At 73.3% G+C, this 24,730-nt stretch carries 27 protein-coding genes; 14 read left to right on the top strand and 13 right to left on the bottom strand.

Going from position 1 to position 24,730, the window contains the following annotated elements; all coding sequences use genetic code 11:
- The first annotated feature begins 117 nt into the window (after positions 1-117).
- Complete coding sequence (locus tag ACIQF6_RS21665; RefSeq protein WP_014138756.1) at positions 118-351, top strand: helix-turn-helix domain-containing protein; 234 nt, start codon at positions 118-120, stop codon at positions 349-351.
- 264 nt (positions 352-615) lie between these two features.
- Positions 616-1,416, top strand: coding sequence for an enoyl-CoA hydratase/isomerase family protein (locus tag ACIQF6_RS21660; RefSeq protein ID WP_400897375.1), 801 nt, complete (start codon positions 616-618; stop codon positions 1,414-1,416).
- A gap of 78 nt (positions 1,417-1,494) precedes the next feature.
- Here the strand turns inward: ACIQF6_RS21660 and ACIQF6_RS21655 are convergent, their stop codons facing one another.
- Positions 1,495-1,923, bottom strand: coding sequence for a hypothetical protein (locus ACIQF6_RS21655; RefSeq protein ID WP_400897373.1), 429 nt, complete (start codon positions 1,921-1,923; stop codon positions 1,495-1,497).
- 208 nt (positions 1,924-2,131) lie between these two features.
- Between ACIQF6_RS21655 and ACIQF6_RS21650 the strand changes: the two genes are divergently transcribed.
- The 6 genes from ACIQF6_RS21650 (at position 2,132) to ACIQF6_RS21625 (ending at position 5,746) form a co-directional block, all read left to right on the top strand.
- Entirely contained in the window at positions 2,132-2,608 is a 477-nt protein-coding gene (locus tag ACIQF6_RS21650; RefSeq protein WP_400897371.1) for an Asp23/Gls24 family envelope stress response protein, read from the top strand.
- A gap of 37 nt (positions 2,609-2,645) precedes the next feature.
- A complete protein-coding gene (locus ACIQF6_RS21645; RefSeq protein ID WP_400897369.1) occupies positions 2,646-2,837 on the top strand; it encodes a hypothetical protein in 192 nt (63 codons plus the stop codon).
- The gene (locus ACIQF6_RS21640) at positions 2,834-3,169 is read left to right on the top strand and encodes a hypothetical protein (RefSeq protein WP_400897367.1); all 336 of its coding nucleotides are present in this window, start codon (positions 2,834-2,836) and stop codon (positions 3,167-3,169) included. The genes ACIQF6_RS21645 and ACIQF6_RS21640 overlap by 4 nt, the downstream gene beginning before the upstream one ends.
- Entirely contained in the window at positions 3,166-3,759 is a 594-nt protein-coding gene (locus ACIQF6_RS21635) for a DUF6286 domain-containing protein (RefSeq protein ID WP_400897365.1), read from the top strand. The genes ACIQF6_RS21640 and ACIQF6_RS21635 overlap by 4 nt, the downstream gene beginning before the upstream one ends.
- Complete coding sequence (locus ACIQF6_RS21630) at positions 3,756-4,385, top strand: alkaline shock response membrane anchor protein AmaP (protein WP_400897363.1); 630 nt, start codon at positions 3,756-3,758, stop codon at positions 4,383-4,385. Before ACIQF6_RS21635 ends, ACIQF6_RS21630 begins: the two co-directional genes overlap by 4 nt.
- Before the next feature lie 98 nt (positions 4,386-4,483).
- A complete protein-coding gene (locus tag ACIQF6_RS21625) occupies positions 4,484-5,746 on the top strand; it encodes an MFS transporter (protein WP_400897361.1) in 1,263 nt (420 codons plus the stop codon).
- Between the two features lie 352 nt (positions 5,747-6,098).
- Here ACIQF6_RS21625 and ACIQF6_RS21620 read toward each other — a convergent pair whose 3' ends face one another.
- Complete coding sequence (locus ACIQF6_RS21620; RefSeq protein ID WP_400897359.1) at positions 6,099-6,854, bottom strand: SDR family oxidoreductase; 756 nt, start codon at positions 6,852-6,854, stop codon at positions 6,099-6,101.
- A gap of 167 nt (positions 6,855-7,021) precedes the next feature.
- Here ACIQF6_RS21620 and ACIQF6_RS21615 point away from each other — a divergent pair, with 167 nt between their 5' ends.
- On the top strand, positions 7,022-9,316 hold the full coding sequence (locus ACIQF6_RS21615) for a SpoIIE family protein phosphatase (RefSeq protein WP_400897357.1): 2,295 nt from the start codon (positions 7,022-7,024) through the stop codon (positions 9,314-9,316).
- Here ACIQF6_RS21615 and ACIQF6_RS21610 read toward each other — a convergent pair.
- Entirely contained in the window at positions 9,306-10,103 is a 798-nt protein-coding gene (locus ACIQF6_RS21610) for an SURF1 family protein (protein ID WP_400897355.1), read from the bottom strand. The genes ACIQF6_RS21615 and ACIQF6_RS21610 overlap by 11 nt on opposite strands.
- Before the next feature lie 31 nt (positions 10,104-10,134).
- Complete coding sequence (locus tag ACIQF6_RS21605) at positions 10,135-11,115, bottom strand: DEDDh family exonuclease (protein WP_400897353.1); 981 nt, start codon at positions 11,113-11,115, stop codon at positions 10,135-10,137.
- A gap of 122 nt (positions 11,116-11,237) precedes the next feature.
- On the opposite strand from ACIQF6_RS21605, the gene ACIQF6_RS21600 reads away from it, so the two are divergent.
- From ACIQF6_RS21600 to moaA, 4 genes are all read left to right on the top strand, one after another.
- A complete protein-coding gene (locus tag ACIQF6_RS21600) occupies positions 11,238-12,281 on the top strand; it encodes a zinc-dependent alcohol dehydrogenase family protein (RefSeq protein WP_400897351.1) in 1,044 nt (347 codons plus the stop codon).
- 202 nt (positions 12,282-12,483) lie between these two features.
- Entirely contained in the window at positions 12,484-12,828 is a 345-nt protein-coding gene (locus ACIQF6_RS21595; protein WP_400897349.1) for a DUF485 domain-containing protein, read from the top strand.
- The gene (locus ACIQF6_RS21590) at positions 12,825-14,438 is read left to right on the top strand and encodes a cation acetate symporter (protein WP_400897347.1); all 1,614 of its coding nucleotides are present in this window, start codon (positions 12,825-12,827) and stop codon (positions 14,436-14,438) included. Before ACIQF6_RS21595 ends, ACIQF6_RS21590 begins: the two co-directional genes overlap by 4 nt.
- A gap of 139 nt (positions 14,439-14,577) precedes the next feature.
- Positions 14,578-15,567, top strand: a complete 990-nt coding sequence (gene moaA, locus ACIQF6_RS21585; RefSeq protein WP_400897345.1) for a GTP 3',8-cyclase MoaA — start codon at positions 14,578-14,580, stop codon at positions 15,565-15,567.
- Here the strand turns inward: moaA and ACIQF6_RS21580 are convergent.
- Positions 15,564-16,016: a nuclear transport factor 2 family protein gene (locus ACIQF6_RS21580; protein ID WP_400897343.1), complete on the bottom strand. Its 453-nt coding sequence runs from the start codon at positions 16,014-16,016 to the stop codon at positions 15,564-15,566. The two genes, moaA and ACIQF6_RS21580, sit on opposite strands and share 4 nt — an antisense overlap.
- Positions 16,017-16,097: 81 nt before the next feature.
- Between ACIQF6_RS21580 and ACIQF6_RS21575 the strand changes: the two genes are divergently transcribed.
- Positions 16,098-16,955 carry an aminotransferase class IV family protein gene (locus tag ACIQF6_RS21575; protein WP_400897341.1) on the top strand — a complete coding sequence of 286 codons (858 nt, stop codon included), beginning with the start codon at positions 16,098-16,100 and terminating at the stop codon, positions 16,953-16,955.
- Positions 16,956-16,968: 13 nt separating this feature from the next.
- Here ACIQF6_RS21575 and ACIQF6_RS21570 read toward each other — a convergent pair whose 3' ends face one another.
- The 8 genes from ACIQF6_RS21570 to ACIQF6_RS21535 form a co-directional block, all read right to left on the bottom strand.
- Complete coding sequence (locus ACIQF6_RS21570; RefSeq protein ID WP_400897340.1) at positions 16,969-17,772, bottom strand: hypothetical protein; 804 nt, start codon at positions 17,770-17,772, stop codon at positions 16,969-16,971.
- Between the two features lie 64 nt (positions 17,773-17,836).
- The gene (locus ACIQF6_RS21565; protein WP_400897338.1) at positions 17,837-18,778 is read right to left on the bottom strand and encodes an ATP-binding protein; all 942 of its coding nucleotides are present in this window, start codon (positions 18,776-18,778) and stop codon (positions 17,837-17,839) included.
- A gap of 83 nt (positions 18,779-18,861) precedes the next feature.
- A complete protein-coding gene (locus ACIQF6_RS21560) occupies positions 18,862-19,104 on the bottom strand; it encodes a hypothetical protein (protein WP_400897336.1) in 243 nt (80 codons plus the stop codon).
- A gap of 246 nt (positions 19,105-19,350) precedes the next feature.
- Positions 19,351-19,713, bottom strand: a complete 363-nt coding sequence (locus tag ACIQF6_RS21555) for a DUF3099 domain-containing protein (protein WP_400897334.1) — start codon at positions 19,711-19,713, stop codon at positions 19,351-19,353.
- 96 nt (positions 19,714-19,809) lie between these two features.
- Complete coding sequence (locus ACIQF6_RS21550) at positions 19,810-20,358, bottom strand: RNA 2'-phosphotransferase (RefSeq protein WP_400897332.1); 549 nt, start codon at positions 20,356-20,358, stop codon at positions 19,810-19,812.
- A 30-nt stretch (positions 20,359-20,388) separates the two neighbouring features.
- Entirely contained in the window at positions 20,389-21,783 is a 1,395-nt protein-coding gene (locus tag ACIQF6_RS21545) for a metallopeptidase TldD-related protein (protein ID WP_400897330.1), read from the bottom strand.
- Complete coding sequence (locus ACIQF6_RS21540) at positions 21,783-23,348, bottom strand: TldD/PmbA family protein (RefSeq protein ID WP_400897328.1); 1,566 nt, start codon at positions 23,346-23,348, stop codon at positions 21,783-21,785. Before ACIQF6_RS21540 ends, ACIQF6_RS21545 begins: the two co-directional genes overlap by 1 nt.
- A 136-nt stretch (positions 23,349-23,484) precedes the next feature.
- Positions 23,485-24,615, bottom strand: coding sequence for an MBL fold metallo-hydrolase (locus ACIQF6_RS21535; protein ID WP_400897326.1), 1,131 nt, complete (start codon positions 24,613-24,615; stop codon positions 23,485-23,487).
- Between the last annotated feature and the right edge of the window lie 115 nt (positions 24,616-24,730).

The raw sequence follows: 24,730 nt of genomic DNA, 5'->3' as shown, positions 1-24,730 counted from the left end.
GCGAACACCACCGGACGAGCCCGCTTTCCGGCGACGGACCTTGTCGAATGGGTGGCCAGGAGCCTTGCAATGGGTGATCATGGGAATCTGACTGATCACCTCTACGAGGAGGCACGGGTGGCCGAGACTCTGAAAAAGGGCAGCCGGGTGACAGGTGCCGCGCGTGAAAAGCTCGCGGCCGATCTCAAGAAGAAGTACGACTCCGGCGCGAGCATTCGCGCCCTCGCGGAGGAGACGGGCCGTTCCTACGGCTTCGTCCATCGGATGCTCAGTGAGTCCGGAGTGAACCTCCGGGGTCGCGGCGGCGCCACCCGCGGCAAGGGCAAAGCTGCTGCGGCCGCCGGTTCCTGACGACCCGTCACCTCCGGCGGGCGGCGCCAGAGCAGACCGGCCGCCCATGCTGCACCAGTTCGCTGCTCGCCAATGCACGACGTTCCACACGGATCGGCGGCCGGGTTCTCCCGAGCCGCCGACCGCCGTTTCCGGGCCCTTGCGGCCGTCATTTCGCGAGCATTCTCCCGGCATTCCTGTACGCCGATCCGGCGCTTTGTTACTCTCCAGTAGCCCGTCGGGGTCGGCGGGCGTCCCCGCCCTGTCGCTGGAGGTACCACCGCCATGACCGCCCACATTCCCGACACCGACCGCACCGCGTGGGAACAGGCCGGCGTCCGGCTCGACCTGAACGGCGAACTCGCCACCGTCACGCTCTGCGACCCCAAGCGCCGCAACGCCCAGACCCCCGCCATGTGGCGCGCCCTCGCCGCGATCGGCCGCGCCCTGCCCGGCACCGTCCGGGTCGCCCTCCTCCAGGCCGAGGGCTCCTCCTTCTCGGCCGGCCTCGACCGCGCCATGTTCACCCCCGAGGGCATCCCCGGCGAGACCGGCTTCCTCCAGCTCGCCGCCTCCGCCGACGCCGAACTCGACGCCACCATCGCCTTCTACCAGGAGGCGTTCACCTGGTGGCGCCGCACCGACCTGATCTCCGTCGCCGCAGTCCAGGGCCACGCCGTCGGCGCCGGCTTCCAACTGGCCCTCGCCTGCGACCTCCGCGTGGTCGCCGACGACGTCCAGTTCGCCATGAAGGAGACCTCCCTGGGCCTGGTCCCCGACCTCACCGGCACCAAGCCCCTCACCGACCTGGTCGGCTACGCCCGCGCCCTGGAGATCTGCGCCACCGGCCGCCGAGTCGGCGCGGACGAGGCCGTCGCCACCGGCCTCGCCAACGTCGCCGTCCCCGCGGCCGACCTGGCCGCCACCGCGGCCGACCTCGCCGCCGCCCTGCTCGCCGCCCCGCGCAACGCCGTCATCGAGACCAAGGCCCTCCTCCAGGGCGCCGCCGACCGCACCTACGACCAGCAGCGCGCGGCCGAACGCGAGGCGCAGGCCCGCCGCCTGCGGGACCTCGCGGGCATGTAGCGCAACCGCGTCCACTGGTCGAAGGGGCCGTTCGCCGGGCGATTTCGAGCTGCCCGGTGACCGGCCCCTTGCGTGGGATCAGGAGTTCTGTTCGTTCTGGAGGCGGGTGCGCAGCGACTGCAGCCAGTCGCCGGTTCGGCTGATCCGGTACTGGCCCCAGCCGTTGATCTCGGTGCCGACCTGGGCCTTCAGTGCCGGTGAAGGCAGGGCGAAGACGCGTCCGTCCTCGATGCGGATGCACCCCTCGGGCGTGACGTGTGCGACGAAGGTGGTCCCCGTCCGCTTCTTGGTGTGGCGCAGCTCGTCGCCGGGCTCCAGCCAGCCCCGCTCGATGAACGGCAGGAGAGCGCCCGGCGTCGACTCGGTCGAGGGCTCGGCAGGCGTGGTGGTGTCCAGCAGCAGCCGGCGGAGAACATCGTTGGGGGTGTCCACCAGCGGTTCGCTGTGGGCCTGCAGAAAGGCGAAGACCTCGTCGTCGACAGTGATGGTGCGGGTGGTGGCGGTCATCGGTTCCCCTCCGTCGGAATCTCTTTATGTCTTTGAAGATACACAGAAGACAAAGTGAAAGCAAGTGGGAAAGTCGATGGTTGGTGGAGTCGTCTGCCGGTGTGGGCTCGACGCCCGGTTGGATGGCCGACAGTGCGTCAGGTGTGGCGAAATGTCAGGGTTGGTGGGATTTGCGATATAGCTGGACCCGAACGTCAGGAGGCCCGACATGGCGCAGCCCCACACACCCACGCCCGCGGATCTGCAGAAGAACGTGACGGAGGCGCAGTCGAACGGTGAGCGCGGGCGGACGGCGCTCGCGGTGGGGGTGGTGGAGAAGATCGCGGGCATGGCGGCCCGGGAGGTGGCCGGGATCCATGCGCTGGGGTCGGGGTTCTCGCGGACGTTCGGTGCGATGCGGGACCGGGTGCCCGGGTCGAAGGCGAGTGTCGGGCGCGGGATCAAGGCGGAGGTCGGCGAGAAGCAGACCGCCATCGACATCGCGCTGGTGGTGGAGTACGGCGTGGTGATCCCGCGGCTCGCCTCGGAGGTGCGGGCGAACATCATCGAGGCGGTCGAGCGGATGACCGGCCTGGAGGTGGTCGAGGTGAACATCGCCGTGAACGACGTCCACCTCCCGGACGAGCCGGACGAGGTGGAGGAGGAGGAGCCCTCGTCGTCCGGGCGGCGCCCGCGGGTGCAGTGAGTCTTTCCGACAAGTGACGGACCGCGAAGGAGCGGCGATGAACATGGCGTTGGTGGGCCTGCTCGCCGGCATGGCCCTCGGCTTCGCCGGCTACTTCGGCGGCTTCGCCGCGTTCCTGCTGGTCGCGGCGCTCGGCGCGGTCGGCTTCGTGGTGGGCCGGGTGATCGAGGGGGACTTGGAGCTCGGTGAGCTCGGGGAACTGCTGCGCGGCCGGGACCGGCGGCGTTGACCGCGCTCGCGAGCCCGCTCGCGTCGCGCGGCAGTGAGCAGATCGCCGACCGGGTGTACCGCCGGATCGCGGCCCGCGCCACCGCCGACGCGCTCGCTCCGGCCTGGCGGACCCGCCCGGAGCCCGCGCCGCCGCCGAAGGCGTCCGCACTGTACACGCACGGCCGGGTCCGGCTCGTCCTGCACGTGGAGCTGCCGTTCCCGTGCGACGTGGCGGCGCTGGCCCGGGCGGTGCGGGACGCCGCGTGCGAGCGGGTCGCCGAGCTGACCGGCACGCCCGTCGTCTCGGCCGAGGTGATCGTGGACCGGCTGCACGCCGCGGCGCTGCGGTGAGCGGGTCCACGGCGGTGGAGGACGTGCGCCGACGCGGCGCCGGGCGCTGGCTGCGGTCCGAGCGCGGGGTGGTGACGGCGCTGGTGGTGGCGGTCGTGGTGGTGGCCGCCGGGATGCTGCTGTACGACGTGATCGCGGTGCGCTCCGGCGGCGAGGCCCGGCCGTGGCGGCGGGACTTGGCGCACCAGTTGGCGACCCGTCACCTCGACGACCCGTGGGTGCTGGGCTTCGCCGCCGGCGCGGTGCTGCTCGGGCTGGTGCTGCTGGCGCTGGCGTTCCGGCGGGGCCTGCGCGGCTGGCTGGCACTGGAGCCGCGCGGCACGGCGATCCACCGCAGCGCGGTGACGGCACTGCTCTCCCGCCGGGCCCAGCAGCACGCCGACCTGCACTCCTGGCAGGTGAAGGTGGGGCGGCGGCGCACCCGGGTGACGGTCGCCGGAACCACCGACCCGGCCGGGGTGGAACGCCACCTGCGGGCCGAGCTGGACCGGATCCCGCTGGCCGCCCCGCACCGGCTGGACGTCCGGACCCGGCCGGTGCGGGAGCGTCACCAGCGCCGTGAACTCGCCGAGTCGGAGCCGCCCCGATGAGCCGACGCGCCGTCAACCGCACCATCCTGGCCGCGGTCGGGCTCCTGCTGCTGGTGGCCGGGGCGCTGGTGCTGCTCGGCGGGCTGGACGTCTACCGGCACCTGGGGGTCACCCCGCCGCACTGGTGGCCGCTCACCTCGCCCGACCAGCCGGTGCTCAGCACCGCCGGCCGCACCCGCTGGACCGACCGCGCCTGGTGGTGGCCGGTGGCGATCCTGGTGCCCGCGGCCGTGGTGTTCGGCGGGCTGTGGTGGCTGTTCTCGCAGCTGCGCCGGGGCGGCCCGGCCGGCGTCGACCTGCCGTCGCCCGCCGCGCCCGGGCACCCGCACTTCGCCCTGCACGTGCGCAGCCGGGCCGTCGAGGACGCGATCGAGACGGAGGCCATCTCGTTCCCGGAGGTCGAGCGGGTCACCGTCCGGGTCACCGGCGCCGCCCGCCGCCCCGAGGTGCGCACCGTCCTGCGGCTCGCCCCCGGCGCGGACACCGGCGCCCTGATCGACGCCTTCCGGGCCGGCCCCGTCGAGCACGCCCGCCGCTCCCTCGGCCTGACCGCGCTGCCCGCCGAGATCCGCCTCCGGGTGGCCCGCCCGCGCAAGGAGCGGAACCGGACGCCGCGGGTGCGCTGACGCCTCGCCGTTTCGCCGAACACCCGACCCACCGCCCCGAACGCCAGTACGGTGGCTGACTGATCATCAGTCGGTCGTATGCATATGGGGGTTGGGCAATGCGGTGGTGGCGGGGGTGGGGCGGCGGCCCGTTGGCGGTGTCGGGGTTCCGGCTGCTGGTGGTCGGGCAGTTCGCGTCGATGGTGGGGGACTACTGCTACGCCGTCGCGCTGCCCTGGCTGGTGCTCGGCGGCCACGGCGGGACCGCCCTGCTCGGCACTGTGCTGGCCTGCTACGGCATCGCCCGGGTGGCGACCATCCCGCTCGGCGGCATCCTCGCCGACCGCTACGGGGGCCGCCGCATCATGCTCGGCGCCGACGCCGTCCGGGCCCTCGCGGTCGGCGCACTCGCCGCCGTCTCCGCGACGGGCGAGCCCACGCTGCTCCAACTCGCGCCGCTGGCCGTGGTGTTGGGAGCAGGATCGGGTCTCTTCCTGCCCGCCTCCTACACCCTGCTGCCCGCTCTCCTGCCGACCGAACAGCTCGGCCGGGGCAATGCGCTCTCCTCCATGGCCAACCAGTTCGGCGGCGTGCTCGGCCCGTCCCTCGGCGGCGTCCTGGTCGCCCTGTGGGGATCCACCCCGGCCCTCGCCGTCGACGCCTGCTCCTTCCTGCTCTCCGCCGCCGTCCTGCTGGGCCTGCGCCCCCGCAAGGCCGACCGGCCCACCGAGAACACCCCGGCCGCGGAGCCGGACGGCCCCGGCTTCACCGACGTCCTGCGCCGCGGCCGACTGCTGCACGTGGTGATGGTCGTCGCCCTGGTCTGCAATCTCGCCTTCACCGGCACCATGGAGGTCGCGCTCCCCGACTGGGCGCACGGCTCGCTCGGCGCCGCGGACTACGGCATCCTGCTCACCGTCCTGAGCATCGGCGCCCTGGCCGGCTCCGCGATCGCCGCCAAGGCCTCCACCGTCCAGCAGCCCGGCCGCCTGTTCGCCCTGCTCGCCGTGGCGATGGGCATCGGCCTGGCCGGAGTCCCGTACGCGGGCGGCGCGATCGGCGCGGGCGTCTGCATCGCCGTCTACAGCGTGGCCAGCGGCTGGCAGAACATCGTCGTCGTGACCATGCTCCAGACCTGGACCCCCGCCCGCCTGCTCGGCCGTGTGATGAGCATGGTGATGCTCGCCGTCACCGGCACCTTCCCGATCTCCGTCGCCGCCGCGGGCCTGATCGTCCACCGCATCGGCCCCGCCCCGTTCTTCCCCGTCGCCGGCCTCACCATCGCCCTGACGGTGGCCCTGGCCCTCACCCAACCGGCCTTCCGCCGCCACCGGCACGGCGAGACGTTCGGCGGGCCGACCACCACTGTCGCGACAGAATGACGGCATGTCGGATCTGACGGAGCCGACAGCGACGGGATGTGGTTCCTGGTGGACGTCGGCGGAGGTTCGGTGACGTTGCCGGACTTCTTGGACGCGCCCCGCGCGGCGTATGTCGAAGGTTCGGTCTCCGGTCAACTCCTGTCGAGTGGAGCGTCGGCCACTCCGATTCACACGGAGTGTTGCTCGTCCGGGACAGCAAGGGCACGAACGGTCCGGTCCGGTGCCTCCGCCACGAAGCGTGGGGCGCTTCTGTCACCGCCGCAGCCGCCGGGCACTTCGGCGGCGTCCGAGCCGGATCGCCGATCAGCCTCGGAGACCCCGCCACCCACCCGGGTGGCGGGGTCTCGTCACGCTAGAGCCCCCGCGTCGCGCCGCCGTCCACCGGGACCATGACGCCCGTCAGGTACGACGCGGCCGGGGAGAGGAGGAAGGCGGCGGTGCGGCCGAACTCCGCGGGGGTGCCGTAGCGGCGCAGGGGGATGGCGGCTGCGGCGGCTTCGCGGGCTGCTGCGGGGTCGGGGGCGAGGGCGTCGAGTTCGCGGACGCGGTCGGTGTCGATGCGGCCGGGGAGCAGGCCGAGGACCCGGATGCCGCGGGGGCCGAGTTCGTCGGCGAGGGTCTTGGCGGCCATGGCGAGGCCGGGCCGCAGGCCGTTGGAGATGCCGAGGCCGGGGATGGGCTGGCGGACCGAGGTGGAGAGGACGAACGCGATGACGCCGCCGGAGGGGAGGCGTTCGGCGGCGGCGCGGGCCAGCCGGATCGCGCCGAGGAAGACGGAGTCGAACGCCGCGCCCCAGGCCTCGTCGCTGGCGGTGGCGACCGGCCCGGCGGCGGGGCCGCCGACGCTGACCAGCATGCCGTCGAAGCCGCCGAAGCGGCTGGTCGCGGCGTCGATCAGCCGCTGCGGGGTGGCCGGGTCGGCGTTGTCGGCGACCACGCCGTACGCGTTGTCGCCGAGGGCGCGGGCCGCGGCCGCGACCGACGCTTCGGTACGGCCGGTGACGACGACCCGGGCGCCCTCGGCGACCAGCTGTGCGGCGGTGGCGTGGCCGAGTCCCCGGGTCGAGCCGGTGACCACGTACACCTTGTCCTTGAGTCCGAGATCCATGCGGGTCATTCTCGCCGGTCGCCGCCGCCGGGTGACGCAAGGCCCACCGGGACACCCGGCCCGCCCGGTTCGTCACCGACGGTGACCGGCGGGCGGGGTGTCAATGGCGCGCGACCGGGAACCGTTCGAAGATGGGGGGACCGGACCACCCACCCGAGGTGCAGCCCATGGAAAGCAGGCGGTTGCCGAACAACGACGGCGTCGCGGCCGCTCTGGTCGACGCCGACGGACGCGTCGTCGGCTGGACCGCCGCCGCCGAGCAGCTGCTCGCGCTGGACGCCGCCCAGGTCACCGGCCGCCCCGCCCGCGAGCTGCTCGCCGACGACAACGAGCAGAACGTGCTCGACCGCGGCAGCGGCGAGGTGCGGTTGCGCACCGGCTCCGGCGTCCCGCTGGAGGTCTCGTACCAGGTGCTGCCGCTGGCCGGCGAGGGCGGCGAGGTGCGGGCCCTGGTGCTGGCCACCCCCGCCGACACGGTGGCCCGTCGGCGGCAGGACGAGGCGTTCACCCGGGAACTGTTCCTACAGGACCAGCTCGGTCTGGCCGTGTTCGACGCCGACCTGCGGCTGCTGCGCACCAACACCCACCTGCTGCCGTACACCGGCCTGCCGGACGGCCTGGCCGGGTCCAAGCTGCACGACTACCTGCAGCCCGACGACGCCGACGCCGCGGAGGCGATCCTGCGGCACGTGATCACCACCGGGGAGCCGGTGGTGCGCACCGCGCTGCGGATCCGCCCGCTGGACGACCCGCGCGGCGGCGCCGTGATGGAGATCCAGGCGTTCCGGCTGCTGGCCCTGGACGGCGCGGTGATCGGCGTGACCGCGCTGTTCGGCGACGTCACCGAGCTGCACCGGTACCGGCGGCGGGCCGACGTGCTGCACCGCGCCACCGCCGCGGTCGGCGCCTCGCTGTCGGTGGCCGGCAACGCCGAGGACCTGGCCGGGGTGCTGGTCCCCGGGCTCGGCGACCGGGTCGAGGTGGACATCGCCGAGGCCGTGTTCACCGGCGACGAGCCGCAGCCCGCCGCGGACGGCCGGCTCGCCGTCCGCCGCACCGCCACCGCCGGGCCGCCGCGCACCGACGGCCGCCCGCTCGGCCCGCTGGGGCGGGAGACGCTGGGCGGCCCGGTGGAGGCGATCGCCGACCCGCCGTCGATGCGCGCCCCGTTGCAGGCCCGCAGCGGCCCGCTCGGCCGGGTCACCGTCCACCGCGACCCCGTCGAGGGCCCGTACGCGCGCGAGGACCTGGAGCTGCTGCGGGAGATCGCCACCAGGGCCTCGCTCGCGCTGGACAACGCCCGCCGTTACACCCGGGAGCACCGGGCCGCCGTCGGACTCCAGCGCAGCCTGCTGCCGCCCGCCGAGACGGCCGTGCCCGCCGCGACCACCGCCAGCGTCTACCGGCCCACCGACACCGCGACCGGCGTCGGCGGCGACTGGTTCGACGTCATCCCGCTGTCCTCCGCCCGGGTCGCCCTGGTGGCCGGCGACGTGGTCGGCCACGGGCTCCAGGCCAGCGCCACCATGGGCCGGCTGCGCACCGCCGTGCGCACCCTCGCCGACCTGGACCTGGAGCCCGACGAACTGCTGGTGCACCTGGACGACCTGGTCTCCCAGCTGGTGGTCGAGGGCAGCGAGGAGGAACGCGAACGCGGCGTCGCCGACCCGTCCGGGGCGACCTGCGTGTACGCCGTCTACGACCCGGTCGCCGGGATCTGCCAGACCGCCAGCGCCGGGCACCCGCCGCCCGCGCTGGTCCACCCCGACGGGCGGGTCGAGTACCTGCCGGTCAACCCGGGGCCGCCGCTGGGCATCGGCGGGCTGCCGTTCGAGACCGCCGAGTGCGCGATGCGGGCGGGCAGCGTGCTGGCGCTGTACACCGACGGGCTGATCGAGGGCGGCAACGGCGGCGACGTCGACGAGGGCATGGAGCAGCTGGCCGCCCAGCTCGCCGAGGCCGACCTGACCGGCGACCTGGCCGCCGCCGGCCGGGCGATCGTCGCGGAGATGTCGACCGCCGAACAGAACGACGACGTCACGCTGCTGCTGGCCCGGCTGAACCACGTACTGCCGGAGGACACCGCCGCGTGGACCATCGAGGCCGACCCGTCGGCGGTCGCCGGGGTGCGGGAGTCGGCCAGCCGGACGCTGGAGCAGTGGGGGCTGGGCGAGCTGGTGTTCACCACCGAACTGGTGCTCAGCGAGCTGGTCACCAACGCGATCCGGTACGCGGGCGGGCCGGTGATGGTGCGCCTGATCCGCTCGTCGGTGCTGACCTGCGAGGTGTCCGACCCGAGCGCCACCCAGCCGCGGATGCGCCGGGCCCGGCTCACCGACGAGGGCGGCCGCGGCCTGTACCTGGTCGCCCAGCTCACCGAACGCTGGGGCAGCCGCTACACCCGCAACGGCAAGACCATCTGGGCCGAGCAGCTGCTGGAGCCGCCGCCGCTCAGCTGGTAGCGCCGACCAGTTCCTCCGCGGCCGCCGCCGGCTTCGTCGCGAGCTGCTTGGCCTCGCGGCGGGCCAGCACCACGACGCCGACCGGGATCAGGGCGGTGAACAGCCACCACTGGACGGCGTACGCCATGTGCGGGCCGATGTCGGAGTGGCCGGGCTCGCCGAGCAGCACGGGGGAGGGGCCGGCGGCGGGCTGCGAGGAGGCCAGCTCCAGGTAGCCGCCGAGCACGGTGGCGCCGGAGTACTTGGTCTGCTCCGCGGTGTTGATCACCTTGTACATCCGGTCCGGCAGGCCGCCGCGGTTCTTCGCGCCCAGCGCGGCGTACGTCTCGTCGGCGCGCAGCCGCCCGGTCACCGTCACCTCGCCGTCCGGCGGGGCCGGTACGGCGGGGAGGTCGGCGGCACCCGCGCCGGAGTCCACCCAGCCGCGGTTGACCAGCACCGAGCCCTTGCCGTCGGACAGCACCAGCGGGGTGATCACGAAGTAGCCGATGGAGCTGCCGCCGGGCTCGGTGCGGCCGCGGATGACCACCTCGTGCGCGGTGTCGTAGTGCCCCTGCGCGGTGACGGTGCGCCACACCTCGCCGCCGGGGACCGACCAGCCGGGGGAGGAGAGCGAGTCGAAGGCGACCGGCGGGCTGCCCAGGTTCCGGGCCACCAGGTCGTTGCGGGCCACCCGCGCCTCGTGGCGGTGGTACTGCCAGAACCCCAGCCGGATCATGGTCGGGATCAGCACCAGCGCCAGCAGAACGATGACCGCCCAGCGCGCGGACAGCAGGAATCGGTACACACCCGGCACGCTAATCCTCCTTACCGTCGCGTCACGCACCGGGGTGCGGCGCGACCTCCCGCAGCAGCTGCAGGAACGCGTCCTCGCCGACCACCGGCGTGCCGTACTCGCGGGCCTTGCGGGCCTTGCCGCTCCACGAGGTGGGCTCGTTGGTGACCAGCAGGCTGGTGAGCCGGCTCACCGAGGAGGCGATGTGCAGGCCCGCCTCGATCATCCGGTCCTCCAGCAGCTCACGGTCGGTGGCGGTGTCGCCGGTGATCGCCACCCGCATGCCCTGCATCAGCGGCGAGCCGTCCACCCAGCGCCCCGGGTTCGGGTACGGGCAGGCCGGGCGCTTGCGGGTGGCCCGGTACGAGCTGCTCCAGGAGCCGCGGGACGGCCCCGCCGGGGCGGTCTCGCCGAGATCGGTGACGGCCACACAGGTGGTCAGCGGCAGCGGCACCCCGCCGTTGCGGGCCAGTGCCAGCGACGGGCGGAACACCTCGGCGAGCACCCGGGCGTCGTCCAGCGCGTTGTGCGCCTGGCGCTGGCTCACCCCGAAGTGGGCGGCCAGCGAGGAGAGTTTGCCGTTCGGCAGGGGCAGCCGCAGGTCGCGGGCCAGCACCATGGTGCACAGCCGCTGGTCGACCGGGGCGCGCAGGCCGGCCCGGGAGAACTCGCGGGAGATCATGTTCCAGTCGAACAGCGCGTTGTGCGCGACCATCACCCGGTCGCGCAGCTGCTCGGCGAACTCGGCGGCGACCTCCGGGAAGGTCGGCGCACCCGCCAGCACCTCGCTGGTCAGGCCGTGGATCCACACCGGGCCGGGATCCCGCTGCGGGTTGACCAGGGTGTACCAGTGGTCGGTGACCTCGCCGTCCGGGTCGAGCTGGTAGACGCCCGCCGAGATCACCCGGTCCGAGCGCCCGAGTCCGGTGGTCTCCACGTCGACCACCGCGAAACCGCGCCCGGTGCCCCCGCCGGGGCCGGTGCGCTGTGCCGGGAGCGGCGAGGTGGGGAATGGCGCGTACATAGCGCACCACTTTACGGGGAACGGGGGACGACTCCGGCCGGAACGGTTGCTCGGGCGGCCGTTCTAGAGTGGCAAGCGGGTGTGAACCAGGCACCCGACCTCTGCAACGAAGGACAACCCTCATGCGCGCCACCGTGATCCACGGCCCCCAGGACATCCGGATCGAGGAGGTGCCCGACCCGCGGATCCAGCGCCCCACCGACGCGGTGGTGCGGGTGCTGAACGCCTGCATCTGCGGCAGCGACCTGTGGGCGTACCGCGGCGTGGCCAAGCGGCAGGCCGGGCAGCGGATCGGGCACGAGTTCCTCGGCTTCGTCGAGGAGGTCGGTCCCGAGGTGCGCGATCTCACAGTCGGCGACCTGGTGGTGGCCCCGTTCGTCTGGTCGGACGGCGTCTGCGAGTTCTGCCGCGAGGGCCTGCAGACCTCCTGCCCGCACGGCGGGTTCTGGGGCATCCCCGGCTCGGACGGCGGGCAGGGCGAGGCGGTCCGGGTGCCGTTCGCGGACGGCACGCTGGTGAAGCTCCCCAAGGAGGCCGCCGGTGACGAGAAGCTGCTGCCGGCCCTGCTGGCGCTGTCCGACGTGATGGCGACCGGGCACCACGCGGCGGTGTCGGCGGGCGTGCGGCCCGGCGCGACCGTCGCGGTGGTCGGCGACGGCGCGGTCGGCCTGTGCGGCGTGCTGGCCGCGCACCGGCTCGGCGCCGGCCGGATCATCGCGCTGGGCCGGCACGAGGGCCGTACGGCGATCGCCCGCACCTTCGGTGCCACCGATGTGGTGCCCGAGCGCGGCGAGGCGGCGATCGAGGCGGTGCGCGAGCTGACCGGCGGCCGCGGCGCGCACGCCGTGCTGGAGGCCGTCGGCACCGAGGAGTCGATGCGCACCGCGATCTCCGTCGCCCGGGACGGCGGCGCGGTCGGCTACGTCGGCGTGCCGCACGGCGGCAGCGCGGGCGTGGACATTCGGCAGATGTTCGACCGGAACGTCTCGGTGCGCGGCGGCGTCGCCCCCGCCCGGGCGTACATCCCCGAGCTGCTGCCCGACGTGCTGTCCGGCGCGATCGACCCGGGCGTGGTGTTCGACCGGACGGTGGACCTGGACGGGGTGCCGGAGGGCTACCGGGCGATGGACGAGCGGACGGCGCTGAAGGTCCGCATTGCCCTGTAATTAAGGCTTATTGACTGATCGTTGGACCGGGGCGGCCGGCATGGGCCGCCCCGGTTTCGCGTTTCCGGGCGGTTTATCGGTCCGATCGCGCAAGAAGTCTTCTCGCGGCGCCGGACCCACCCCTAACATGCTCGGCACCCATGTGACGCCGATCACGCCCGTCCGGCCGTCCGACGCCCCCGAAGACGTCAGGAGACACCGCGTGGCACCCCCGCCCGAGCCGCCCCCGGAACCGTTCAGCCGCATCGAGGAATCCCCCGAGTTCCGCCAACTGCGCAGCTCCTTCCGGAACTTCGCATTCCCGGTCACCGCCGGATTCGTCCTCTGGTACCTGCTGTACGTCCTGCTGTCCTGCTACGCGCCCGGCCTGATGAGCACCAAGGTGGCCGGCAACATCAACCTGGCCCTGGTGCTCGGCCTGCTCCAGTTCGCCTCCACCTTCGCCATCGCCGCCTGGTACGCCCGCCACGCCGACCGCCGGCTCGACTCGCCCGCCGCCGTCATACGCGGACGCGCAGCCGTCGTCCTCGAGGAGAGCGCCGAATGACCCAGCTGGCCACCTCCGCGAGCGACCACCGCACCCTGATCATGTCGCTGTTCGGGGTCTTCGTGATCGCCACCCTCGGCATCACCCTGTGGGCCGGCCGGCAGACCAAGGACGCCGCCGACTTCTACGCCGGCGGACGCGCCTTCACCGGCTTCCAGAACGGCCTGGCGATCTCCGGCGACTACATGTCCGCCGCGTCCTTCCTCGGCATCGCCGGACTCATCGCCCTGTTCGGCTACGACGGCTTCCTCTACTCCATCGGCTTCCTGGTCGCCTGGCTGGTCGCCCTGCTGCTGGTCGCCGAACCGCTGCGCAACTCCGGCCGCTTCACCATGGCCGACGCGCTGGCGTTCCGGATGCGCCAGCGCCCCGTGCGCACCGCCGCCGGCATCTCCACCATCGTGGTGTCGATCTTCTACCTGCTCGCCCAGATGGTCGGCGCCGGCTCCCTGGTCGCCCTGCTGCTCGGCGTCAGCGGCGACGGCGCCAAGCGCTGGACCATCGTGGCGGTCGGTGCGCTGATGGTGATCTACGTGACCGTCGGCGGCATGAAGGGCACCACCTGGGTGCAGATCGTCAAAGCCGTGCTGCTGATCGTCGGCGCCGCGCTGATGACCGTCCTGGTGCTGGCCAAGTACCACTTCAACCTGTCCGGCCTGCTCGGCGCCGCCGCCGACGCCAGCGGCAAGGGCCACGCCTTCCTCGAACCCGGGCTCAAGTACGGCGTCACCGGCACCACCAAACTCGACTTCCTCAGCCTCGGCCTCGCCCTCGTCCTCGGCACCGCCGGACTTCCGCACATCCTGGTCCGCTTCTACACCGTCCCCACCGCCAAGGCCGCCCGGAAGTCCGTGCTCTGGGCGATCGGCATCATCGGCGTCTTCTACCTGATGACGCTCGCCCTCGGCTTCGGCGCCGCCGCCCTGGTCGGCCCGAAGACCATCAAGGCCTCCAACGCGGCCGGCAACACCGCCGCCCCGCTGCTCGCCGAACAGCTCGGCGGCGGGGCCGGCTCCACCGGCGGCGCGGTGCTGCTCGCGGTGATCTCCGCCGTCGCCTTCGCCACCATCCTCGCCGTGGTCGCCGGACTCACCCTGGCCTCCTCCTCGTCCTTCGCCCACGACCTCTGGGCCAACGTGATCCGGCGCGGGAAGGCGGGCGAGAAGGAGGAGCTGGCCGCCGCCAAGCTCGCCGCCGTCGCGATCGGCGCCGTCGCCATCGTGCTGTCGATCTTCGCCGACAAGCTGAACGCCGCCGCGCTGGTCGCCCTGGCCTTCGCGGTCGCCGCCTCCGCCAACCTGCCCACCCTGCTGTACTCGCTGTTCTGGAAGCGCTTCAACACCGCCGGCGCCGTCTCGGCCACCTACGCGGGCCTGATCACCTCCGTCACCCTGGTGATCTTCTCGCCGGTGGTCTCCGGCAACCCCAAAACCTCGCTCTTCCCGCACAGCGACTTCCACTGGTTCCCGCTGGAGAACCCCGGCCTGGTCTCCATCCCGGTCGGCTTCCTGGCCGGCGCGATCGGCACCTGGCTGGCACGGGAGAAGGCCGACCCCGCGAAGTACGCCGAACTGGAGGTCCGATCGCTGACCGGCCTCGGCGCCGACTGACCGGGGTTCCCGGCCCGGTCGACGTCCCCGATCCGGTCGACGTCCCCGGCCCGGTCGAGATCCCGGCCCGGTTAAGCTGGCCCGGCCGCTGGGTGGCGGCCGGGCCGGTTGCGGCCCTTCGAGGAAGGGCGGGACCGGGATGCTCCTCGACACCTACGGTCGGCAGGCCGTCGACCTGCGGGTCTCCCTCACCGACCGGTGCAACCTGCGCTGCACCTACTGCATGCCCGAAGAGGGCCTGAACTGGCTCGACCGGTCCGACCTGCTCACCGACGAGGAGATCGTCCGCCTGGTCGGCCTCGCGGTTCGTGAACTCGGCGTCCGCGAAGTCCGCTTCACCGGCGGCGAACCGCTGCTGCGGCCCGGACTCGTCCCCATCATCGCGGCGTGCGGCGCGCTGGAGCCCCGACCCGAGATCTCCCTCACCACCAACGGCATCGGCCTGGCCCGGGTCGCAACCTCCCTGCGGGACGCCGGAGTCGACCGGGTCAACGTCTCGATCGACACCCTGAACCCCGAGACCTTCGTCCGGCTGACCCGCCGCCGGCGCCACCAGGACGTCCTGGACGGGCTGCTGGCCGCCGAAGCCGCCGGGCTGCGGCCGGTCAAGCTCAACGCCGTGCTGATGCGCGGCGTCAACGACCACGAGGCCGCCGACCTGCTGGCCTGGGCGATCGAACACCGCTACCAGCTGCGATTCATCGAACAGATGCCACTGGACGCCCAACACGGCTGGGACCGCTCGCAGATGGTCACCGCCGAGGAGATCCTCGCGCTGCTCCGCACCCGCTTCACCCTGGAACCCGAGCCGTCCTCGGCACGCGGCGCCGCCCCCGCCGAACGCTGGCTGGTCGACGGCGGCCCCGCGACGGTCGGCGTCATCGCCTCCGTCACCCGCCCGTTCTGCCGCGCCTGCGACCGCACCCGCCTCACCGCCGACGGCCAGATCCGCAACTGCCTGTTCGCGACCGGCGAGACCGACCTCCGGGGAGCGCTGCGGGCGGGCGCCGGCGACGCGGAGCTGGCCGAGCTGTGGCGCGCGGCGATGTGGGGCAAGAAGGCCGGCGCGGGCATCGACGACCCGGAGTTCCTCCAGCCCGTCCGGCCGATGTCGGCGATCGGCGGCTAGCTCCGGAGGTGGCGGCTCACGTCGCCGACCAGTGTGGCGCGGAACCGGCGCTCCGTGAAACGCCACTGCCCGTCCCGGCGTTCGAAGCGGTCCTGGTAGCGGCCGCAGACGATGGGCTGCAACGGTAGTTCCGGGAGCGACTGGAACACGGTGACGTAGCAGCGGGCGGCCGCTGTGCCCGCCTGTTCGTCGACCTCGACGGCGAGGTTGGTGGTCATGTGCTGGGTCCGCGGGGTGCCGTCGGCGTAGACGATCAGCATGTCCCGGAACATCTTCTCGATCGCCTCCCGCCCGCGCACCGGGTCGCCGCTGCCGGTGAAGGCGGCGTCCGAGAGCAGGGTGCCGAGGCCGGCGAAATCCCCGTCGTCCACGAGTTCGGCGTACCGGGCGATCAGGTTCTCGACCGCGTGGCGGCCGGATGTCGCGCTGGGTGCGGGAAGATCATTCACGGAGCTCACCGTAGGCGAGCATCCTGACGCACAGTCAGGCCGGGTGCCCGGTCGGCGGCCGGGAATGGCCGAACTGTCGCCGTGGTTGGGCACGTTGTGGCCGGCGGCGAAGGAGAGACCGTCATCGACCGGGTGGACGTCAACGGCAGCGAGGCGAGCCGTGCGGATCTGATGGTGCTCGCGCGGGCGACGTACGCGCACTTCACCTCGATGCAGGCGCGGGACGGCGCGGTCCGCGGGCTGGACCTGCACCTCGCGCGGCTGCACGCGAGCACCCGCGAGCTGTTCGGGACGGCCCTGGACACCGAGCGGGTGCGGGGCTGGATCCGGCACTCCCTGCGCGCCGCGCCGGACGCGGTGTCGGTGCGGGTGACGGTCTTCAGCCGCCGCGTCGACGCCGTGCTGCGCGGCCAGGACGTGGAGCCGGACGTGGCAGTGACGACGAGCGCGCCGATCGAGGCCGGGACGGCGCCAGTGCGGCTGCGGGTGGTGGAGTACGAGCGAGACCTGCCGCACGTCAAGCACGCCGGGACGTTCGGGCTGGTGCTGGCCGGGCGACGGGCGGTGCTCGCCGGGTACGACGACACGCTGTTCACCGACCGCCACGGTCGGATCAGCGAGGCGTCGATCGCGAACATCGGCTTCTTCGACGGCGGGCGGGTGATCTGGCCGGAGGCGGCCGCACTGCCCGGCATCACGATGCAGCTGCTGGAGCGGGGGCTGGCGGTCGCCGGTATCCCGTCCGAGCGGCGGGAGATCCGGCTCGACGACCTCGGGCGGTGGGTGGCGGACTCTCCGGGGCTCGGGGCGTTCCTGTCCAACTCGATCGGGCCGGTCGTGCCGATTGCCGGTATCGACGGGCAGGCGCTGACGGTCGATCCGGAGGTCGGTGCGCTGCTGCTGGAGTGCTATCGGAGCAACCCCTGGCAGCGGGTGTGAGCCGGGGCTGTGGTCAGCGGCGGCGGTCGCGAACCTCTTTCCGGGCCAACTCGGGTTCGACGGTGGGTGGTTGGAACCGGCCGGCGGCTGCCTGGACATGCTGCTCCCAGCGGTCCTGCCAGAACTCGACCGTCCACCCCGGCCACCGGGTCGGCATCTCGTACGCCTCGGCCGTCGCGCCCAGCGTCCACCAGCCGATCCGGCGGCGCACCGGGTCGATGTGCAGCCCCGCTCGGGCTGCGGCCCGGCACACCTCGTGCTTCGGGGCGTCCGGCAGGCGGTAGAGCAGGGAGAGTCCTTCGCGGATCGGGTGGTCGTCGGCGTGGGCCACCACGAAGCACTGGCCCGAACCGACCGTCACCACCGCGACCATCGGCGCCGGTTCGGTGAACTCCTCGTCGTCCGGCTCCAGGAACGGGCCGGGAACGACCGGAGCCGCGCGATCCCGGACGAGCTCCGGGTCCAGCCCCAGGTGGGCCCGCAGCTCCGCGTTCCCGTCGTAGGCCCAGCGGATCTCCCAGCCCTCCCAGGCCTCGCGGAGCAGTTCCAACGTGGCGGCGCGGAGGCGGAGTTCGGTACTCGGCCCCTCCCAGGCGAACAGCAGCAGGACCTTCCGACCGAGATCGATCAGCGCCGCTCCCTGGCAGAGCACGTCGTCCAACCACCAGTCGGTCGCCGACAGGCCCTCGACCATGGCGAGGACGGCGGCGGGCCCGGCGAGCAGGCCGAGATCGAGACCAGCCGCGCCGAAGCGGGAGAGGTGCAGCTCGTGCTCGCCGCTCTCGCGGACGACGACGAAGTTCGCTCGATCGGCCATGGGGGGAGAGGCTAGCCGAGCAGCTCCAGTGCGGTGGCGGCGCGGTCGGCGACCGGAGTGGCCGTCAGTTCGCGCAGGTGGGCGCGGAGGGTGCCGGCGAGCAGGGCGAGCAGCAGCGGCAGGCCGAGCGACATCCGGACGATGGCGTCGGCCGCGTCGGGGAGTGCACGCCCCGGCCCGCCAGCAGCTCGCGGGCTTCCTGTTCGGTGAAGGCTTCGAGGGCGACGTCCACGACGGCGGGGCGGAGGCGGGCCCAGTCGCGTTCGGCGAGTTCGTCGCGGCCGGCCAGGACGATGATCACTTCGAGGGGGAGGTCGCCGTGGGCGCCGTCGATCAGGTCGCGCAGCCAGCCGTCGAGGTGGCGGCCGGTGATCTCCCAGGTGTCGAGGAAGAGCACCACCCAGGGGGCGGGGTCGCGGTCGCAGAGGCGGGCGAGTTCGGCGACGAAGGCCCGGCTGAGGGTGGCGAGTTCGGAGTCGCCGGTGGGCCGGCGGCGGCGGACGGCGGTGAACAGGCGGTCGGTGCTCTGGGCGAGGGTCTCGGGGGTGGTGAAGGCGGCGGTGCCGGGGACGAAGGTGTTGGCGGCGCCGAGGGCAGCCTGGGCGACCACCCGGGCGGGCAGTGAGGGCAGGTCGGCGTGGTCGGGCGGGGCGGCCTGGGCCCGGCGGTACTGTTCGAGGGCCCTGTCGAAGTCCTTGAACGGGGCGCTGTCGGAGGCGAGTTGGGCGGCCAGTGCGGCCAGCGCGGTGTCGATGCCCTGGACATCGGTGTCGTCGATGAGCGCGGTGCGGGCGCCGTTCCGGCGGGCGGTCTGCCGCCACTGGGCGATCAGGGTGGACTTGCCGATGCCGCCGACGCCCCGGACGTGGAACAGGAAGTCGGCGGGGTCGGGGCCGGCCTCCGGGTCCGGGCTCCTGCGGAGGTTGTCGGCGAACAGGGCGAGTTGCGCCCGGCGTCCGACGAACTCGGAGTCGACGCGGCGGCGCAGCGCCTCCGCCCGGGACATTCGCCGTGCACCACGAGTCAACGCATCCCCCAAGCGCGGAAATGCCGACCACGCTACTGGGTGCGGGGGAGACCGGTGCTCCGTTACGCGGAGAAGGGCTCGGTGTCCTTGAGGAAGCCGCGGACGGCGAGGAACTGGCTGAGGGAGTCGCGGTGTTCGTCGCAGGCGAGCCAGGTCTTGCGGCGGTCGGGGGTGTGGAGCTTGGGGTTGTTCCACAGCAGGGTCCAGGCGGCGAGCTCGCGGCAGCCCTTGGCGGAGCACTTCGGGGGGCCGGCCGGGACTTCGGGGCCGGTGGGGGTGCCGAAGAGGGGGTGCGCGGTGTCCATGGGTCCGATCCTATGCCCGGGTGTGAAAGTCCTGTGTCCGGGCATGACGACGCCGGGCAGCCACGGGGGGAGCTGCCCGGCGTCGGTCTGTCGCTCCGACGGGGGATGCGGAGCGCTTAGGAAGTATGGCACGGCAGAGGCCCCGGAAGCTCCTCCGCTCGATGATTAATTTGAGGGTTGTCTGAGCTTTCAGGCGGTCATACCGGTCGATCAACGGTCATACCGGACAGCGGAATTGAGGGATTCTCAATCCTGTGGCCGATTCTCGGCGGCGGCGGCCGCCGCCGCCCCGCCGCCGCCGGTGCCGCCGGGGCCGAGCATCAGCGGGGTGTCGGGGGAGAACGCGAAGGTCGACGGCAGGCCGGGTGCGCGTTCGCGGCCCGCGTTGGCGATCAGTACGGCGAAGTAGGGCAGCAGCGCGCCGCCGGCCAGTGCGGCGAAGGCGCACCAGCGCTGGACGTCCCACAGGACGACGGCGAGGACCACGCACAGCGTGCGGATCAGCATGGAGATCACGTACCGGCGCTGTCGGCCCCGGACGTCCTCGGTGAGGCTGCTGCGGGCACCGGTGATCCGGAAGACCTGGTCGTCGTCCGCGCTCTTGCGCATGGCCCATCCATCCTCGGTCGGTTTGTCCGGCTCCCTACGACCGACCACGGTAACCCCGCTGACGCCGGACCGACCCACCTGGGGTCGGTCCGGTGGTCAGGCGGCGCGGCGCAGGTACTGGACGGGTACGGCGTCGGTGAGCCAGACACCGTTCGCAGACACCCGGAATTCGTGGCCGGCGGCGGCCATCGCCGCCGCGTCGACCTCCAGGACGACGGGCCGGCCGTGCCGGGAGCCGACCTTGACGGCCGTCCCGGTGTCGGCCGAGAGGTGGACGTCCTGCCGGGCCATCGGGCGCAGGCCCTCGGCCAGGATGTACCGGAGGGTGCGCTCGGCGGTGCCGTGGAACAGCACGTCGGGCGGGGTGGTGGCGGGCAGGCCGAGGTCGACCTCGACGGTGTGGCCCTGGCTGGCCCGGATGGAGCGGCCGTCCTCGGAGTAGGCGAAACGGCGCTTGTTGTTGGTGGCGACCACGTGGTCCAGCTGGGCGCGGCTGAGCGGCCGGCGGTGCCGGGCCAGCGCGGCGAGCAGGGTGTCGACCTCCACCCAGCCCGCCGCGTCCAGGGAGACCCCGACGGATCCCGGGTCGTGTCGCAGGATGCGGCTGAGCATCTTCGACGTCTTGACGGTGTGCTTTTCGTCCATCAGGGCCCCCCAGGGCGGTCGGTCGGCCGGTCAGGAGGCCTGACTGACCGAGCTCATGTTGAAGTCGGGCACGCGCACCGGCGGCATCGCGGCCCGGGTGAACCAGTCGCCCCACTCGCGGGGCAGGCAGCGTTCGGTGCGGCCCGCCTCGGTGATCCGGCCGAGCAGGTCGACCGGGGACTCGTTGAAGCGGAAGTTGTTGACCGCGCCGACCACTTCGCCGTTCTCGACCAGGTAGACGCCGTCCCGGGTGAGGCCGGTGAGCAGCAGGGTGGCCGGGTCGACCTCGCGGATGTACCAGAGGCAGGTGAGCAGCAGGCCGCGCTCGGTCCGGGCGACCATCTCCTCCAGGGTGGGCGCGTCGGGCGCGGAGGTCTCCAGCACCAGGTTGTCGATCGGCGGGGTGAGCGGGAGACCTGCCAGGCCCGCGGAGTGGCGGGTGGTCAGCAGGTGGGTGAGCCTGCCGTCGCGCAGCCAGTCGGTGCCGGTCAGCGGCGCGCCGTTGTCGAACACCGAGTCGTTCTCGCCGGAGGAGTGGGTGAGCACGAACGGGGCGGCCTGGATGCCGGGTTCGGCCGGGTCGGAGCGCAGGGTCAGCGGCAGCGGGCTGAGCTGCTCGCCGATCCGCGTCCCCCCTCCGGGCCTGGAGAAGACCGAGCGGCCCTCGGAGGCGTCCCGCGCGCCCGACGACCAGGACATGTAGACCAGCAGGTCGGCGACGGCGGACGGCGACAGGACGGTCTCGTAGCGGCCGGCCGGCAGGTCGATCCGCTTGCGGCCCCAGCCGAGCCGGCGGGTCAGGTCGGTGTGCAGGGCGGTGACGTCGACGTCGGTGAAGTCCCGGGTGCCGGCGCCGGCCCAGGCGGAGCCGGACAGGTCGGCGGTCTTGGCGTTCAGCTCGACGGCGCCGGTGGGCTGGTCGTGGCGCAGCCGCAGGCCGGTGGAGCTGCCCAGGTAGGAGGAGACCATCTCGTGCCGGGCGAAGCCGTACAGCAGCTCGCCGCCCGCCCGGGCGCGGGCGAAGGCCTCGCCGAGGGCGGGCGCGATGGCGTCGAACACGCCGATGTCGGTGACCAGCGGGGGCTCGGTGAAGCGCGGGTCGGCGGGCCGGCCGGTGATCAGCGGCTGGGCGTCCTCGGCGGGTTCGGCGGCCCGGGCGGCGGCCTCGGCGGCGCGCACCAGCTGCTCGACCTCGTCGAGCGTGACGGCCTCCTGGGCGACCACGCCGGCGGCGGTGCCCTGCGCGCCGTTGACGGTGGCGATCACGGTGAGTCGGCGGCCGCGGGTGACGCCGTTGGTGGTCAGCGCGTTGCCGGCCCAGCGCAGGTTGGCGGTGGACTCCTCGTCGGCGATCACCACGCAGCCGTCGGCGCGGGACAGTTCGAGGGCGCGTTCCACCAGCTCGTGGGGGTGCGTGAGGGACATCAGTGACCCGCCTCCTGCTGGGTGTTGAGCACGTTGACCTGACGGAACAGCGCGGACGGGCAGCCGTGGCTGACCGCGGCGACCTGGCCCGGCTGGGCCTTGCCGCAGTTGAAGGCCCCGCCGAGCACGTACGTCTGCGGGCCGCCGACGGCGCTCATCGAGCCCCAGAAGTCGGTGGTGGTGGCCTGGTAGGCGAAGTCCTTGACCTGGCCCGCGAGTTCGCCGTTGCGGATGGCGTAGGCGCGCTGCCCGGTGAACTGGAAGTTGTACCGCTGCATGTCGATCGACCAGGAGCGGTCGCCGACGATGTACAGCCCGTCCTCCACCTGGGAGATCAGGCCCGCGGTGTCGGGGCCGTCGGCGGCCGGCTGGAGCGAGACGTTGGCCATCCGCTGCACCGGCACGTGCGCCGGGGAGTCCGCGTAGGCGCAGCCGTTGGACCGCTCGAAGCCCTTCAACTTGGCCATCGGGCGGTCGAGTTGGTAGCCGACCAGGACGCCGTCCCGGATCAGGTCCCAGGACTGGGTGGCCACGCCCTCGTCGTCGTACCCGATGGTGGCCAGGCCGTTCTCGGCCGTCCGGTCGCCCGTGACGTGCATCAGCTCGGAGCCGTACTTCAGGCTGCCGAGCTGGTCGAAGGTGGCGAACGAGGTGCCCGCGTAGGCGGCCTCGTAGCCCAGCGCGCGGTCCAGCTCGGTGGCGTGGCCGACCGACTCGTGGATGGTCAGCCACAGGTTGGACGGGTCGATCACCAGGTCGTAGCGGCCCGCGGTGACGCTCGGCGCGCGCATCTTCTGCGCCAACAGCTCGGGCAGCTCGGCCAGTTCGGCGTCCCAGTCCCAGCCCGTCCCGCGCAGGCTGCGGCTCTCGGGGGACGACCCCCGGGCCCCCACGAGGTACTCCCACCCGCGGCCGGCCGGCGGCGCGATGGTGCGCATCGAGTCGAACGCGCCCGTCCGCTCGTCCACGCTGGTGGCCTCCAGCCACGGGTGCAGGCGCACCCGCTGCTGGGTCGTCACCGTCCCCGCGGTGTCCGCGTAGAACTTGTTCTCCTGCACCGTCAGCAGCGCCGCCGACACGTGCGAGACGCCGTCGGCGGCCAGCAGCCGGGACGACCACTCGGCCAGCAGGCCGGTCTTCTCCGCGTCCGGCACGTCGAACGGGTTCACCTCGTACGCGGAGACCCACTCGACGTCCGAGTACACCGGCTCGGGGGCCAGCTCCACCCGCTCGCCGGAGCCCGCCGCGCGGCTGATCCCGCCCGCCAGCCGGGCCACCGCCACCGCCTGCTCGGCGACCGCCGCGGCTGCCGCGGGCGTCAGGTCGACGCCCGCCGCGAAGCCCCAGGCGCCGTCCAGCAGCACCCGGACGGCGAAGCCCAACTGCACGGTGTCCGACGACCCGGCCGGGCGGGCGTCGCGCAGCCGCCAGGACGCCGAACGGACCCGCTCCAGCCGGAAGTCGGCGTGCGAAACGCCCAACTGCCGGGCCCGGGACAGGGCGGCGTCGGCCAGCGGGCGCAACGGGTACGAGAGGAACTGAGGGTCCAGCGCGGAGGGGGGCATCGGGCTCCCTGGGTCGAGGATCGGCTGCGGCGGGCCGCCCCCGGCCGAGGGCGCACCCGTTCGCATCATCCTCGGCCGCAGGGCACTCGGCCAGCAAATATTCGCCGCGCCGCCCTGACGCCCCGTCAGGCGCGCGTCACGCCAGAGCCTCCCACCAGCCGTCCAGCTCCGGCGGGCTGCCCACCTCCACCCGCTGCCCCGGACGCGGCACCGCCAACGGCACCCCCTGCGCCTTCGCCTCCGCCAGCAGCCGCTCCACCGGCTCCGCCCAGCGGTGCGGCGCCAGGTTGAAGGTGCACCAGTGCACCGGCAGCAGCAGGCCGCCGCGCAGCTCCAGGTGCGCCCGGACCGCGTCCTCCGGAGTCAGGTGGATGTCCGCCCAGGCGTCGTCGTACGCGCCGATCGCCATCAGCGCCGCGTCGAACGGGCCGTGCTGCTCGCCGATCCGGGCGAAACCCTCGAAGTAGCCGGAGTCACCGGTGAAGAACACCCGCCGCTCCGGACCGGCCACCACCCAGGAGCCCCACAGCGTGGTGTTCCGGGTGAAGCCCCGGCCGGAGAAGTGGTGCGCGGCGGTCAGCGTCAGCGTCAACTCGCCGAGCGTGCACGTCTCGTCCCAGTCCAGCTCGATGATCCGGTGCTCCGGCACACCCCAGCGCCGCAGGTGCCCGCCGATGCCCAGCGGCACCGCGAACGGCGCCGACTGGAGCTCCACCAGCCGGCGCACCGTCGCCATGTCCAGGTGGTCGTAGTGGTCGTGCGAGATCAGCACCGCGTCCACCTGCGGCAGCGACGCCAACTCCACCGGCACCGGGTGCAGCCGCTTCGGGCCCGCCAGGTGGGACGGCGAACAGCGGTCCGACCACATCGGATCCACCAGCACCCGGCAGCCGTCCAGCTCCAGCAGCGCCGACGCGTGCCCGTACCAGGTCACCGCCACGCCCTCGGACGCCGCGGCCGCCTGCTCGGCGGCCGCCAGCGGCACCGGACCGGCCGGCACCCGCCCGTCCTTCTCGAACAGCATCCGGCGCAGCGTCGCCCCGTCGGGCCGGCCCGGCGCCCCCGGAGACACCTGCGACGGCGCGTTGTGGAACACCCCGTCCCGGTACTGCGGGGAGACCCGCACCCGCGGGTCCAGCGGGTCCGGACGCCGTCCGAATTGGGACGGCAGCTCCCGCAGCGCCCACGCCGCCGCACCCGCCACCGTCAGTGCCGCCACTGCCGCCAGCGCCCGGCGGCCTGTCCGGCCAGGGAGTGCACCACTCATCGCGTCCGCTCCGATCGGCTCGCTCGAACCGGTGCCCGGACTCTCCGGAGCACCCCCGGGGCAACGGCCGCCACCTGCCCGGCGTTCCCCGCACGGGACCAGCACCCGGATTGTC

Source organism: Kitasatospora sp. NPDC092948 (genome assembly GCF_044754805.1).
Classification (GTDB): domain Bacteria; phylum Actinomycetota; class Actinomycetes; order Streptomycetales; family Streptomycetaceae; genus Kitasatospora.
Note: the sequence above shows the minus strand (reverse complement) of the source record. Positions and strands in the feature narration are given on the sequence as shown.

Excerpts from the sequence above, each read along its gene's own strand:
- ACIQF6_RS21560 (WP_400897336.1), bottom strand. The coding sequence starts at position 19,104 with ATGGACACCGCGCACCCCCTCTTCGGCACCCCCACCGGCCCCGAAGTC.
- ACIQF6_RS21645 (WP_400897369.1), top strand. The coding sequence starts at position 2,646 with ATGAACATGGCGTTGGTGGGCCTGCTCGCCGGCATGGCCCTCGGCTTC.
- ACIQF6_RS21570 (WP_400897340.1), bottom strand. The coding sequence starts at position 17,772 with ATGGCCGATCGAGCGAACTTCGTCGTCGTCCGCGAGAGCGGCGAGCAC.
- ACIQF6_RS21660 (WP_400897375.1), top strand. The coding sequence starts at position 616 with ATGACCGCCCACATTCCCGACACCGACCGCACCGCGTGGGAACAGGCC.
- ACIQF6_RS21545 (WP_400897330.1), bottom strand. The coding sequence starts at position 21,783 with ATGTCCCTCACGCACCCCCACGAGCTGGTGGAACGCGCCCTCGAACTG.
- ACIQF6_RS21600 (WP_400897351.1), top strand. The coding sequence starts at position 11,238 with ATGCGCGCCACCGTGATCCACGGCCCCCAGGACATCCGGATCGAGGAG.
- ACIQF6_RS21590 (WP_400897347.1), top strand. The coding sequence starts at position 12,825 with ATGACCCAGCTGGCCACCTCCGCGAGCGACCACCGCACCCTGATCATG.
- ACIQF6_RS21605 (WP_400897353.1), bottom strand. The coding sequence starts at position 11,115 with ATGTACGCGCCATTCCCCACCTCGCCGCTCCCGGCACAGCGCACCGGC.
- ACIQF6_RS21625 (WP_400897361.1), top strand. The coding sequence starts at position 4,484 with ATGCGGTGGTGGCGGGGGTGGGGCGGCGGCCCGTTGGCGGTGTCGGGG.
- ACIQF6_RS21620 (WP_400897359.1), bottom strand. The coding sequence starts at position 6,854 with ATGGATCTCGGACTCAAGGACAAGGTGTACGTGGTCACCGGCTCGACC.
- ACIQF6_RS21540 (WP_400897328.1), bottom strand. The coding sequence starts at position 23,348 with ATGCCCCCCTCCGCGCTGGACCCTCAGTTCCTCTCGTACCCGTTGCGC.
- ACIQF6_RS21655 (WP_400897373.1), bottom strand. The coding sequence starts at position 1,923 with ATGACCGCCACCACCCGCACCATCACTGTCGACGACGAGGTCTTCGCC.
- moaA (WP_400897345.1), top strand. The coding sequence starts at position 14,578 with ATGCTCCTCGACACCTACGGTCGGCAGGCCGTCGACCTGCGGGTCTCC.
- ACIQF6_RS21650 (WP_400897371.1), top strand. The coding sequence starts at position 2,132 with ATGGCGCAGCCCCACACACCCACGCCCGCGGATCTGCAGAAGAACGTG.
- ACIQF6_RS21565 (WP_400897338.1), bottom strand. The coding sequence starts at position 18,778 with ATGTCCCGGGCGGAGGCGCTGCGCCGCCGCGTCGACTCCGAGTTCGTC.
- ACIQF6_RS21550 (WP_400897332.1), bottom strand. The coding sequence starts at position 20,358 with ATGGACGAAAAGCACACCGTCAAGACGTCGAAGATGCTCAGCCGCATC.
- ACIQF6_RS21630 (WP_400897363.1), top strand. The coding sequence starts at position 3,756 with ATGAGCCGACGCGCCGTCAACCGCACCATCCTGGCCGCGGTCGGGCTC.
- ACIQF6_RS21535 (WP_400897326.1), bottom strand. The coding sequence starts at position 24,615 with ATGAGTGGTGCACTCCCTGGCCGGACAGGCCGCCGGGCGCTGGCGGCA.
- ACIQF6_RS21555 (WP_400897334.1), bottom strand. The coding sequence starts at position 19,713 with ATGCGCAAGAGCGCGGACGACGACCAGGTCTTCCGGATCACCGGTGCC.
- ACIQF6_RS21615 (WP_400897357.1), top strand. The coding sequence starts at position 7,022 with ATGGAAAGCAGGCGGTTGCCGAACAACGACGGCGTCGCGGCCGCTCTG.